This window comes from Herbaspirillum sp. C9C3 (assembly GCF_013359625.1).
In the GTDB taxonomy this organism is placed as follows: domain Bacteria; phylum Pseudomonadota; class Gammaproteobacteria; order Burkholderiales; family Burkholderiaceae_D; genus Herbaspirillum.
This window is the reverse complement of the sequence record NZ_JABFMQ010000004.1, coordinates 200,727-213,448: the sequence shown is the minus strand read 5'-3', so window position 1 is coordinate 213,448 and position 12,722 is coordinate 200,727. Positions and strand designations below refer to the sequence as shown.

7 protein-coding genes are annotated in these 12,722 nt (G+C 64.4%); 6 read left to right on the top strand and 1 reads right to left on the bottom strand.

The window, feature by feature from the left end; translation table 11 throughout:
- Positions 1 to 59 precede the first annotated feature (59 nt).
- The 3 genes from gap to HNO82_RS06340 all read left to right on the top strand — a co-directional run bounded on the left by gap (position 60) and on the right by HNO82_RS06340 (position 2,727).
- Positions 60 to 1,073: a type I glyceraldehyde-3-phosphate dehydrogenase gene (gene gap / locus HNO82_RS06350; RefSeq protein WP_008326926.1), complete on the top strand. Its 1,014-nt coding sequence runs from the start codon at positions 60 to 62 to the stop codon at positions 1,071 to 1,073.
- Between the two features lie 237 nt (positions 1,074 to 1,310).
- A complete protein-coding gene (locus HNO82_RS06345; RefSeq protein WP_008326936.1) occupies positions 1,311 to 1,823 on the top strand; it encodes a hypothetical protein in 513 nt (170 codons plus the stop codon).
- A gap of 175 nt (positions 1,824 to 1,998) precedes the next feature.
- Positions 1,999 to 2,727 (top strand): class I SAM-dependent methyltransferase, encoded by a 729-nt coding sequence (locus HNO82_RS06340; RefSeq protein WP_034350506.1) that lies wholly within the window; start codon positions 1,999 to 2,001, stop codon positions 2,725 to 2,727.
- A 99-nt stretch (positions 2,728 to 2,826) separates the two neighbouring features.
- Here the strand turns inward: HNO82_RS06340 and glnE are convergent, their stop codons facing one another.
- Positions 2,827 to 5,541, bottom strand: a complete 2,715-nt coding sequence (gene glnE / locus HNO82_RS06335; protein ID WP_175343113.1) for a bifunctional [glutamate--ammonia ligase]-adenylyl-L-tyrosine phosphorylase/[glutamate--ammonia-ligase] adenylyltransferase — start codon at positions 5,539 to 5,541, stop codon at positions 2,827 to 2,829.
- 319 nt (positions 5,542 to 5,860) lie between these two features.
- Between glnE and HNO82_RS06330 the strand changes: the two genes are divergently transcribed.
- The 3 genes from HNO82_RS06330 to tldD all read left to right on the top strand — a co-directional run bounded on the left by HNO82_RS06330 (position 5,861) and on the right by tldD (position 12,536).
- A complete protein-coding gene (locus HNO82_RS06330; RefSeq protein WP_175343112.1) occupies positions 5,861 to 10,153 on the top strand; it encodes a YhdP family protein in 4,293 nt (1,430 codons plus the stop codon).
- Positions 10,154 to 10,243: 90 nt separating this feature from the next.
- Positions 10,244 to 11,050: a carbon-nitrogen hydrolase family protein gene (locus tag HNO82_RS06325; protein WP_175343111.1), complete on the top strand. Its 807-nt coding sequence runs from the start codon at positions 10,244 to 10,246 to the stop codon at positions 11,048 to 11,050.
- Positions 11,051 to 11,075: 25 nt separating this feature from the next.
- Entirely contained in the window at positions 11,076 to 12,536 is a 1,461-nt protein-coding gene (gene tldD, locus HNO82_RS06320; RefSeq protein WP_175343110.1) for a metalloprotease TldD, read from the top strand.
- Positions 12,537 to 12,722: the final 186 nt, after the last annotated feature.

The window sequence follows — 12,722 nt, the reverse complement described above, 5'->3', positions numbered from 1 at the left end:
GGCAGGTCGCTTTCCCGACTACCGGTTTGCATTGATTTTTACTACTTGAGGAGAAGAGCATGGCAATTCGCGTAGCAATCAACGGTTATGGCCGCATCGGCCGCAATATCCTGCGCGCTCACTACGAAGGCGGCAAGAAGCACGACATCGAGATCGTCGCCATCAACGACCTGGGCGATCCGAAGACCAATGCCCACCTGACCCAGTACGACACCGCCCACGGCAAGTTCCCGGGCACCGTGACCGTGGAGGGCGACTCCATCGTCGTCAACGGCGACCGCATCAAGGTGCTGGCCCAGCGCAATCCGGCCGAGCTGCCCTGGGGCGAGCTGGGCGTGGACGTGGTGCTGGAATGCACCGGTTTCTTCACCACCAAGGAAAAGGCCAGCGCCCACATCAAGGGCGGTGCCAAGAAGGTGATCATCTCCGCTCCGGGCGGCAAGGATGTGGATGCCACCGTCGTCTTCGGCGTCAACCACGGCGTGCTCAAGGCTTCGGATACCGTGATCTCCAACGCATCGTGCACCACCAACTGCCTGGCCCCGCTGGTGCAGCCGCTGAACGACAAGATCGGTCTGGAAAACGGCCTGATGACCACCGTCCACGCCTACACCAACGACCAGGTGCTCACCGACGTGTATCACGAAGACCTGCGCCGCGCCCGTTCGGCCACCCAGTCCATGATCCCGACCAAGACCGGCGCTGCCGCCGCCGTCGGCCTGGTGCTGCCGGAACTGAACGGCAAGCTGGACGGCTACGCCATCCGCGTGCCGACGATCAACGTGTCCATCGTCGACCTGTCCTTCGTGGCCTCGCGCGACACCAGCGTGGATGAAGTCAATGCCATCCTGAAGGCCGCTTCCGAATCCGGTCCGCTCAAGGGCATCCTGACCTACAACACCGATCCGCTGGTGTCGGTGGACTTCAACCACAACCCGGCATCGTCCAACTTCGACGCCACCCTGACCAAGGTCTCCGGCCGTCTGGTGAAGGTGTCGTCCTGGTACGACAACGAGTGGGGCTTCTCCAACCGCATGCTCGACACCACCGTCGCCCTGGCCAACGCCAAATAAGACGCGTGATCTGGCGCTCTGGCCGGGGTTCCCCGGTCGGGAGCGTCAATTTCAGGGCTGTTTCGGCTTCTTTTCCTCGTATGCAGGCCTGCTTGCCGCGGTGAAAATAGATGAATCAGCCTGCAAACGGATCAGAAGGCTGTTGCGAGCGTCGCTTGCAATGGCCTTTTGTCCATTTGCCGCCAAGGGCCGTACGGCCCGTCAACAACAAGAGCAACCGACCCAACGAGGCAACGCATGTCAGCAAGCTCATCCCAGGCTCGTCGCCTGTTGGCCAACCTGGCCCTGATTTCCGCCGTCAGCTTCTCGCTGTCCGCGTGCGACTACATCAGCAGCTTTTCCAAGCCCAAGCAGACCCCGGAAGAGGCCAAGGCCGAAGGCATCGCCCTGGGCGCCGGCTGCCGCCAGGCCGGCCAGAGCCTGGAAGACTGCTACCAGCGCAATCCCGACGCCCTGAAGGCCGGCATCTTCACCGGCTGGAAGGACATGCACGAATACATGGCCGCCAAGGGCATCCAGACCGTGGCACCGCCTGCGCCGGCGCCCGACGCCGCCAAGGATGACGCCAAGGCCAAGGATGGCAAGGACAGCAAGGACAGCAAGGACAGCGACCGCAGCAGCCGCACCCGCGACCGCGACTCCAACCGCGACAACGCCCGTTCGCGCGACCGCGAAAGCTCCTCGTCTTCGCGTGATGGCAGCAGCGATCGCCGCGCCAGCCGGGACGAGAAGACTCCGCCCAAGTACTGAGGGCAGCAACAGGCGCAGGAAAGTTGCAGTCCTGCTTGCCAGCCGGTAACATCTGATGCCCCGCGCGCCTTCGCTTGCGGGGCATTTTTCCATCAGCCGGCAGGGGGAACCGCCGGCGACCCGGATGTCCGCCAGTACCGGCCCGGCATCCGGCCAGTACAACAAGCATAACGACATGAACTCACACTCACCGCCCTTGCCTCCGGCCATGCCGGAGCACGTCCCCGAGACCGCCTTCGGCCTCTGGTTCCTGCGTACGCCGACCTGGACCCTGCACGTGTTGGAACGCGCCCTGCAGGATCTGGAGCGGCTCATTGCCGAGCGTCGCAGCAGCTATCCCGTGGTGGCCGACGTCGGGTGCGGCTGGGGCCGCTCGCTCAAGAAGCTGCACCAGCGCTTTGCTCCGCAGCGCCTGATCGCCATGGACATCGATGCCAACATGATCGCCGCAGCCCGCAGCGAGGCCGAGGCCGAGGGCCTGCGTGCCGAATTCATCCAGTGCTCCAGTTCGCGCATGCACCTGGAGGACAACAGCGTGGACCTGTTGTTCTGCCACCAGACCTTCCATCACCTGATCGATCAGGAAGAAGCCATCCGCGAGTTCTACCGCGTCCTCAAACCGGGCGGTATTCTCCTGTTCGCCGAATCGACCAGGCGTTACATCCATTCGTGGATCATCCGCCTGTTGTTCCGCCATCCGATGGAGGTGCAAAAGACCGCCGGCGAATATCTGGCCCTGGTGCGCAGCGCCGGGTTCGAGGTGGCGCCGCAGGCGATCTCCTATCCCTACCTGTGGTGGAGCCGCGAAGACCTGGGTCTGCTGGAGCGTGTCTTTGGCATCAAGCCCAAGGCGGATCGGGAAGAAACCCTGATCAACCTGGTGGCGGTCAAGCCCATGAATTAAAAGAGGTCATACAGGATGTCACGCAGGTGAAGTCAAAGGAAAAAACGGGAGGCACCGCAAGGCGCCTCCCGTTTTTTTCTTCACCGCGCCTTGGAGGCGTCAACCGAAAACCTGCTGCCAGAGCCGGATCACGCAAGCCCGTTCATGTTCCACCCGGATCGCATCGATGTGGGCGCGCTCCGAGCCCTGCAGGCGGATCTGGTGCTGCAGCTTGCGGAAGAGCCGATAGGCATTGGCCGCTTCGGCCGCCAGCAGGCCATCGATCAGGCCCAGTTGGGCCGCCAGTTTCAACAGCGCGATGTTGCCGATGTCGCCGGTGAGCTGCGGATGGTCGCAGGCATGGCGCAATACCAAATACTGCACCATGAACTCGATGTCGATCATGCCGCCTTCATCGTGCTTGAGATCAAACATCATGCTGCGGTTGGGATGGGCTTCGCGCATGCGGCGGCGCATGGACAGCACTTCCTCTTCCAGCTTGTTCACATCGCGCGGCTGGCGCAGCACGCGTTCGCGCAGCGCCTCGAAGCGCTCGCCGATGGCCGCATCGCCCGCACAGAAGCGCGCCCGCGTCAGGGCCTGATGCTCCCAGATCCAGGCGGCATTCAACTGGTATTTCTCGAAGGAGGACAGCGGCGACACCAGCAAGCCGCTGGCGCCATCCGGGCGCAGGGCGATGTCGATGTCGAACAGGGTACCGGCCGGGGTGTGGCTGGTCATCCAGGTGATGAAGCGCTGGGCCAGCTTGGCATACAGCGCCGGTGCTTCCTGGTCGTCATCGTCGTAGAGGAAGACCACGTCCAGGTCCGAGGCATAACCCAGTTCCTTGCCCCCCAGCTTGCCGTAGGCAATCACGGCAAAGCGGGGGACTTCGACGTGGCGCTGGGCGATGGTCTGCCAGATCGCCTCGAGAGTGACCTGCACCAGCACGTCGGCCAGGGCCGAGAGTTCATCGGCCAGCTTTTCCACCGACAGATCACCCTCCAGATCCTGCGCCAGCAGGCGGAACAGTTCGGCGTGATGCAGCTCGCGCAGGATGTCGAGCTGGCGTTCGGTATCGCCCTCGGCACTGGCCAGTTGACGGCGGCAGGTGTCGGCAAAGGCGTTCCAGTCGGAGGCGGCCTTGAGATTGCGGTCGTCCAGCAGTTCGTCCAGCAGCAGCGGGTGGCGCGTGAGGTAAGTCGCAGCCCAGCCGCTGGCCCCGATCATGCGCACCAGCCGCTGCAGGGCGTAGGGATATTCGGTGAGCAGGGCCAGGTAGGCCGCGCGCCGGGCGATCGCTTCGAGAAAATCGAGCAGGCGGCCCAGCGCGGGCAACTGGTCGTAATGCAAGGCGGCCAGCAGCGGCAGACAGTTGTTGATGACGGTGTTGAGCCGGTTGCGGCTGGCCTCGGGCAGGCTCTGCATGCGCGGCGACTGCCAGGTCAGATGCAGGCGACGCGCGCCGTTGTCGATATCTTCCTCGGGAAAACCCACCAGGCGCAGGGCCTCGGTGAGCCCTTCGAGATTGTCGTTCTCGCTCACGGCCACCGTGGGGCCTTCGCTTTCGCCCTCGGATTGCTTGTCGGCGAAGATGGCATCGAACTGCGCGGCCACGATAGCGCGCTGGCGCTCCAGTTCCTGCAGCAGCGCCGGGCTGTCGGCGTAGCCCATCATGTTGGCCACCAGCAGCAGGTCGTCGGGATTGACGGGCAGGGTATGGGTCTGCGCATCTTCCAGATACTGCAGGCGGTGCTCCAGGTCACGCAGGAAGGTATAAGCCTCCAGCAACTGGTCCACTACCTCGGGCGCCAGCAGTTCCTTGGTGGCCAGGGTGCGCAGGGTGGTGCGGGTGGAGCGGTCGCGCAGCTCGGGGTCGCGTCCGCCCCGGATCAGCTGGAACACCTGGCTGGTGAACTCGATCTCGCGGATGCCGCCGCGTCCCAGCTTGACGTTGTTGCTGCGGTCGGGATGCAGGGCTTCCTGGCGCTTGACCTCGGCGCGGATCTGGCCGTGCATGGAGCGCAGGGCATCGATGGAGCCAAAGTCCAGATAGCGGCGGAAGATGAAGGGCCGGCTGATCGCTTCCAGGGCAGCGATGTCTTCTTCGGTACCGGTCAGGGCGCGGGCCTTGGTCCAGGCATAGCGTTCCCATTCGCGGCCCTGGCGCACCAGGTATTCCTCGACCATGTTGAAGCTGGCTACCAGCGGGCCGGAGTTGCCGTTGGGGCGCAGCGCCATGTCGACGCGGAAGGTGAAGCCGTCTGCGGTGATCTCGGCCAGGGCGCCGATGAGCTTCTTGCCCAGGCGCACGAAGAATTCATGGTTCGACAGCGACTTCTGGCCGGCCTCGGCGCGGGTGTCGCCATCTTCCGGATAGACGAAGATGAGGTCGATGTCGGAAGAAACATTCAGTTCCCCGCCACCCAGCTTGCCCATGCCCAGCACGATCATTTCCTGCGGGCGTCCTGATTCTTCACCGACCGGGATGCCATATAGCGCGATTTGTTCCTGCATCAGGGCCGCCAGATGGGTCTGCACGGCGAAATCGGCAAAACCGGTCATGGTGGCCACCACTTCGGCCAGGTCGGCGCGGCCATCCAGATCGCGCGTGATGAGGCTGCAGATGATCAGGTTGCGCAGACGCCGCATGGCCGCCGGCAGGGCGAGGCCGGCCTCGAGGTCGGTCGCCAGGCGTCGCTGCATGGCGGCGCGGTCCATGGGCTGCGCCGCCGTCTGCGCGACCAGGGCCGGGCGGGCCGGATCGGCCTGAGTCCAGCGGGTGTAGTAGCGGGAGGTGGAGGCGTCGACCAGAGAGAGAGGATGAACAGACATAAGAGACCGCAAAGCTCCACGACAAGGTGTAAAAGGAGGAAAACCGCTGCCCCTCCCGCTTCAGAGCGGGCCGGCCCGTGCCGACAATGCAGGCAGGGCGGATCGCCCGCGTGTGACGCGTGTCCGGCGGGATTGACGCAGACTGCGCACTGACGATCTGCTGGAAGAGCAGCCAATCAAGCGATTCTAGCCTTCCTTTTTAAACTTATCGCCGTTTTTGCCCCTCATAGTCCCATTGTCACGATGGCATGGGCCGGTTTTCCATGCGATCATGCTGCCTGCCCGATTCCATTCATTTGCCGAGCCGCCTTGCAACCTGATGTCCCAAGAACAACATAACGCCACACCCAAGCCTGGCCGCTGGGCGCTGTGCTGGCGATTTGCGCGGGGCAGCTATCGGCGCCTGAACCGGGCCACCCACCATGTCCTGGGCTTCACCCTCAAGCTGCTGCTGGCAGCCTATTTCGTCTTTTGCGCACTGTTCCTGGTGCTGCGCTATGCGGTGCTGCCCGAGATCGGCCACTACAAGTCGCGTATCGAGGCGCTGGTCTCGCACGAGATCGGTCGTGCGGTCAGCATCGATGTCATCGAGGCCTCCTGGAGCGGGCTGCGTCCGCAGCTCTCCCTGACCAATCTCACCGTCCATGACCAGCAGGGCGAACCGGCCCTGAGCCTGCCGCGCGTGTCTACCACGCTGTCCTGGAGCAGCGTCCTGGTGGCCTCCCTGCGACTGGAGAACCTCAGCATCGAAGGGGCCGACCTGGCCATCCGGCGCGATGCCGCCGGCAAGTTTTACGTGGCCGGTATTCCGGTGCCGGCCGGCGGCGACGGCAGCAGCCTGGACTGGTTGCTGTCCCAGCGCGAAATCGTGATCCGTCACAGCAAGCTGCGCTGGAATGATGAATTGCGCCGTGCCCCGGAACTGGTGCTGGAAGACGTCAACCTGGTACTGCACAACCGCTGGCTGCGTCATCGTCTGTCGTTGCGCGCCATCCCGCCGCAGGACATGGCTGCCCCTCTGGATGTGCGGGCCGACTTCAGTCATCCGGCCTTCGGACGCAGTTCCGACATCGCGCGCTGGAAGGGCGTGCTGTATGCGGATCTGCGCAATACCGACCTGTCGGTCTGGCGCGCCTGGTTCGATTACCCGATCGCCATCAACAGCGGTCGCGGTTCGGTGCGGGCCTGGCTGACCCTGGACCATGCCAAGGTGGCCAACTTCACCGCCGACCTCGGCCTGACCGACTTCAATGCCCGCCTGTCGCGCCAGCTGGAGCCGCTTTCGCTCAAGCGTGTCAATGGCCGCATCTCCGCCAGCGAAACGCTGGGACCCAATCTGGAGGATGGCGTACCGACCTTCGGCGCCAATGGACACCAGGTCACGCTGACCGATTTCTCCATCGAAACGCCGGACGGCTTCGTCCTGCCGCCGACCTCGATTGCCGAGAGCTATGAACCGGCCACTGCGCTCAAGGCCGAGCGCACCAGCCTCAAGGCTACCTACCTGAATCTGCAGACCTTGTCGCAACTGGCCGCCCGCCTGCCGCTGGCGCCCTCCCAGCGCAAGTTGCTGGATGACCTGGCGCCACGCGGGGAGCTGCATGACTTCACCGTGCAATGGCAGGGCAGCTATCCCGAGTTGAGTTCCTATCGTGTCAATGGTCGCTTCCAGGGGCTGGGCCTGAAGGGCTTGCCGGCCCATGTCGAGCCGCGCAGGAACGGCGTCCAGCCGGCGCGCGCGCAGTGGGCCGCGTTCCCCGGCTTCAGCAACCTCTCCGGCGAGATTGACGCCAGCGAGAAGGGCGGATCCGTCAAGGTCGATGCGCGGCAACTGGCGGTGGAGCTGCCCACCGATCTGTTCCGCGAGTCCAGTCTGCCCTTTGACAGCCTCAGGCTGCAGGCGCGCTGGCAATACCTGAAGGACCAGACCCTGCAGGTGGACCTGGACCAGATGCAGTTTGCCCAGCCGGGCGTGGCCGGCAGTCTCAGTGGTCAGCACCTGCTACCGTTGCAGGGTGGTTCGCTCGGCAGCGTCGACCTGCACGGCGAGCTGACCAGCTTCGATGTGAAGGCGATTCGCCGCTATCTCCCGCAACACCTGAGCGAACCGCTGCATCGCTGGCTTACCGAGGGTTTGCTGGCCGGCAATCTCAAGGACGTACGGTTCAAGCTCAAGGGCGCGCTGGCCGATTTCCCCTTCCAGACCACCAAGCCGGGCGAGCAGCCCAAGGGCGTGTTCCAGCTCGCGGGTGATTTCGACGGCCTCAAGCTGAACTACACGCCCGGTCATGTCGGTCGCGACGGCAAGGAACCCGAATGGCCCTTGCTGGAGGAGGGGCGGGGACACATCAGCATCGACCGTACACGACTGGAGATCAAGGCTGAGGGTGCCCGCACCCTGGGCGCGCGGCTGGGCCCGGTCAGCGCGCGCGTGGCCGATGTCGAATCGCATGATGCCGTGCTGGAAATCGACGGCGTGGCCAACGGCCCCATGCCGGCCTTCCTGCAATACGTCAACCAGAGCCCGGTGGCACGCTGGACCGGCAACGTCATGGAGCACACCACGGCCAGTGGTGAAGCGCGGCTGGACCTGAAGTTCCAGATGCCGCTCAATCACGCCATCGAGACCCGTGCCCAGGGCGTCTTCCATTTCGCCAACAACGATGTGGACCTGCTGCCTGAACTGCCGCCCATCTATCGCACCAGTGGCAAGGTCGAGTTCAACGAAAGCGGTTTTACGCTCAATGGCGTGCACGGGCAATTCCTGGGCGACAATCTGGCCATCAGCGGCGGCACGCAGAAGGATGGCAGTAGCCAGGTACGCCTGGACGGCGCCATCAACATCGAGAATCTGCGCAAGCAATACCCCGATCCTTCGCTGCAGCGCCTGCTGACGCGCTTCTCCGGTGGCACGCGTTACACCGCGACGGTGGCGGTGCGTGCGGGGCAGCCGGAGGTCACGGTCGAGTCGAACCTGGCCGGCCTGGGCGCGGACTTGCCGGTGCCGCTGCGCAAAGGGGTGCAGGACAGCCTGCCGATGCGCTTCGATCTGCTGCCGCTGGCCTCTTCCGATCCACTGATCGAACGCGAGGAAATGCGCGTGGCGCTGGGTCCTCATGTGGCCTCGCGCTATGTACGCGAGCGCGTGGCCGGCAACGGCAATGCCTGGCGCGTCACCAGCGGCGGCATCGGCTGGAACCAGCCGGCGCCGACGCCTGCTTCCGGTCTCAGGCTGGCGCTGGCGACCGACAGCCTGGATGCCGATACCTGGCTGGCCCTGAAGAAGGCGCTGGCCGGCAACGAGGCCGCCAGCAGCGCAGGCAACGACCGGCTCGGCAGCAGCGACGTGACGCAGTATCTGGAGCCGGACAGCGTGTCGGCCCGGGTGGGCGAGTTCAACATGATGGGCAAGAAACTCGACCAGCTGGTCCTGGAAGCCAGCCACCGCCGCAATGCCTGGCAGATCAGCCTGGAGTCCCGGCAGGCCTCCGGTACCGTGACCTGGGACGAGCCCGCCAGTGCGCGCGGTGCCGGCAAGGTCACGGCGCGCCTGTCCTCGCTGGTCATTCCCAAGTCCGGCACCGCCGCCGACACGGCCCAGCCCGCCAGTGCCGACAAGAGTGACGACCACCTGCAGATGCCCGCCCTTGACATCCGGGCCGAGCAGTTCGAGCTGGGCGGCAAGAAGCTGGGCCGGCTGGAGCTCGATGCCAGCAACATCGTCACCTCGGTAGGCCGCGAATGGCGCATCAGCCGCCTGTTGCTGGCCAATCCCGATGCGCAGTTCCGGGCGGCCGGCAACTGGCTCAGCTTCGGCAGCAATCACACGTCCAACTTCACCTATGCGCTCGATATCGAGGATGCGGGCAAGCTGCTGGAACGCTTCGGCTATCCCGGCACCATCCGCGGCGGGCACGGCAAGCTCGATGGCGATCTCAGCTGGAAGGCGCCGCCCTATGCCATGGACATGGCCACCCTGGCCGGGCAGGTACACATGGATGTGCACTCCGGCCAGTTCCTGAAGGTTGATCCGGGTGCGGCCAAGCTGCTGGGGGTGCTCAACCTGCAGGCGCTGCCGCGCCGGCTGACGCTGGACTTCCGGGACGTGTTCTCGCAAGGTTTTGCCTTCGACACCGTGGCCGGTACCGCCAGCATCGCCAAGGGCATCGCCAGCACCGACAACCTCAAGATGACCGGCGTGACGGCCTCGGTGCTGATGAGCGGTTCGGCCGACATCGCCCGCGAAACCCAGGATCTGCATGTGGTGGTGATCCCCGAGATCAACCTCGGCACCGCCTCCGTGGTGGCCATGGCAGTCAATCCGGTGGTGGGAGTGAGTACCTTGCTGGCGCAACTGTTCCTGCGCAATCCGGTGATGAAGTCGCTCAGCTTCGAATACAAGGTGACCGGCCCGTGGAGCGATCCCATCGTGGTCAAGCAGGGGCAGGTCACACCGGTGGATGGCGAGCGGGCCCGCGAAGTGCTGCAGAAGGACAAGAACGGCAAGACCGACGACAAGCCGGTCAATGACCTGGCACCGGCCCCCTCAGTGGCCCCGCCTGAGCGGCGCCGGGCGCCCGAGCCGGGAGCGCGCATCAATTCCGGTGCCTGATCCGGTCCTGCGGCAGCCCTGCGCGGCAGGTCAGGATGGGCCATACTGGCGGCATTGTTTCAACCCACCCCACGCTGGCAAGAGGCAGACATGAATGATTCCTTCAAGGTGGCGGCGATCCAGATGGTCTCCACCCCCGAGCCGCAAGAGAACTTCGATGCGGCTGCGCGGCTGGTGACGCAAGCTGCCCGGCAAGGTGCGCAGCTGGTGCTGCTGCCCGAATACTGGCCCATCATGGGCCGCCACGAGCGCGACAAGCTGACCCATGCCGAAGCCGATGGCAGCGGCCCCATCCAGGAGCACATGAGCGCCCTGGCGCGCCAGCACCGCTTGTGGCTGGTGGGCGGCACGCTGCCGCTACAGTCGGCGGTTTCCGGCAAGGTGCTCAATACTTCACTGGTCTATGGACCGGATGGCCAGCGGGTGGCGCGTTACGACAAGATTCACCTGTTCAATTTCGTACGAGGTGAAGAAAACTACGACGAAGCCCGCACCATCGAATACGGCAGCGAGGTACGCAGCTTCGAGGCGCCGTTCGGACGGGTCGGGCTGTCAGTGTGCTACGACCTGCGCTTCCCGGAGCTCTACCGCGCCATGGGCGAGTGCGCCCTGATCGTCATGCCCGCCGCCTTCACCTATACCACCGGCCGCGCCCACTGGGAGCTGCTGCTGCGCGCCCGCGCCATCGAGAACCAGTGCTACGTGCTGGCGTCGGCGCAGGGCGGCGAGCACGTCAATGGCCGCCGCACCTGGGGCCACAGCATGCTGGTCGATCCCTGGGGCGAGATCGTCTCGGTTCTCCCCGAGGGGGAGGGGCTTGTGATCGGCGACATTGATCCCCATCGTCTACAATACGTTCGAGAAAGTTTGCCGGCGCTACGCCACCGCAAGCTTTGACCTTTTTGCCTTCCGACAAGACGCTATGAAATTATTTGAACCCAACATGGGCGCCCTGCAAGTGGCGCGCGACGTGCTGCTGACTCCCTTCGGCCTGGACGAATCCAAGCTGCTCAAGGCCCTGGGCAGCATGTTCACGCACAAGGTGGATTACGCCGATCTTTACTTCCAGTTCACCAAGAGCGAAGGCTGGAGCCTGGAAGAGGGCATCGTCAAGACCGGCAGTTTTTCCATCGACCAGGGCGTGGGCGTGCGCGCCGTGTCGGGCGACAAGACCGCGTTTTCGTATTCGGACGAGATTTCCGAGTCGGCCCTGCTGGATGCCGCCGCCGCGACCCGCACCATCGCCCGCCAGGGCAGTGGCAAGATCAAGGTGGCCGGTGCCATGACCCCGGCCGGTGGTCGCGCGCTGTACCTGCCGCATGATCCGCTGACTTCGCTCGATGCCACGGCCAAGGTGCAGTTGCTGGAACGCATCGAGCGCATCGCCCGCGCCAAGGACCCGCGCGTCAAACAGGTCATGGCCAGCCTTTCCGGTGAATACGACGTGGTGCTGGTGGCGCGCGCCGATGGTGTGCTGGCGGCGGATATTCGCCCGCTGGTGCGCGTGTCGGTGACCGTGATCGCTGAACAGAATGGCCGTCGCGAGATGGGCAGCAGCGGTGGCGGTGGGCGTTATGACTACGGCTATTTCTCCGAGACCCTGCTGGAAAAGTATGCCTCCGAAGCGGTGGCCACCGCTCTGGTGAACCTGGATGCGCGCCCGGCCCCGGCTGGCCCGATGACGGTGGTGCTCGGCCCCGGCTGGCCCGGCATCCTGCTGCACGAAGCCATCGGCCACGGTCTGGAAGGTGACTTCAACCGCAAGGGTTCGTCGACATTCTCCGGTCGCATCGGCGAGCGCGTGGCCGCCAAGGGCGTGACCGTGGTGGACGATGGCACCATCGCCGATCGTCGCGGTTCGCTCAACATCGACGATGAAGGCAATCCGACTCAGTGCACCACGCTGATCGAAGACGGCATCCTGAAGGGCTACATCCAGGACACCATGAATGCGCGCCTCATGAAGATGGACGTCACCGGTAACGCCCGCCGCGAATCCTTTGCCCATCTGCCCATGCCGCGCATGACCAATACCTACATGCTGGGCGGCGACAAGGATCCGGGCGAGATCCTGGCCTCGGTCAAGAATGGCCTGTATGCCGTCAACTTCGGTGGTGGTCAGGTGGACATCACCAATGGCAAGTTCGTCTTCTCGGCCAGCGAGGCCTACATGATCGAGGACGGCAAGATCACCTATCCGGTCAAGGGCGCGACCTTGATCGGCAATGGCCCGGATGTGCTCAACCGCGTCTCCATGATCGGCAATGACATGCGCCTGGATTCGGGTGTCGGCGTGTGCGGCAAGGAAGGCCAGAGTGTGCCGGTGGGGGTCGGGCAGCCGACCTTGCGCCTGGATGGCGTGACCGTGGGTGGCACGGCCTGATCGTTCATCGCTGCATCGCTTCTTGTGAAAACCGCCGGTCTCAGCGACCGGCGGTTTTTTTCATGTCGAAGGCGGGAAAATGTCGTCCCGAAGCAGGAAAAACTGACGTGGTCAGATCAAATCTTCACTTTTTTTGCAGGAATGCTACAGCCGTCCGGGTACGCAGTGTTGCGCAAGGCTTGCGTA

Excerpts from the sequence above, each read along its gene's own strand:
- gap (WP_008326926.1), top strand. The coding sequence starts at position 60 with ATGGCAATTCGCGTAGCAATCAACGGTTATGGCCGCATCGGCCGCAAT.
- HNO82_RS06345 (WP_008326936.1), top strand. The coding sequence starts at position 1,311 with ATGTCAGCAAGCTCATCCCAGGCTCGTCGCCTGTTGGCCAACCTGGCC.
- HNO82_RS06340 (WP_034350506.1), top strand. The coding sequence starts at position 1,999 with ATGAACTCACACTCACCGCCCTTGCCTCCGGCCATGCCGGAGCACGTC.
- glnE (WP_175343113.1), bottom strand. The coding sequence starts at position 5,541 with ATGTCTGTTCATCCTCTCTCTCTGGTCGACGCCTCCACCTCCCGCTAC.
- HNO82_RS06330 (WP_175343112.1), top strand. The coding sequence starts at position 5,861 with ATGTCCCAAGAACAACATAACGCCACACCCAAGCCTGGCCGCTGGGCG.
- HNO82_RS06325 (WP_175343111.1), top strand. The coding sequence starts at position 10,244 with ATGAATGATTCCTTCAAGGTGGCGGCGATCCAGATGGTCTCCACCCCC.
- tldD (WP_175343110.1), top strand. The coding sequence starts at position 11,076 with ATGAAATTATTTGAACCCAACATGGGCGCCCTGCAAGTGGCGCGCGAC.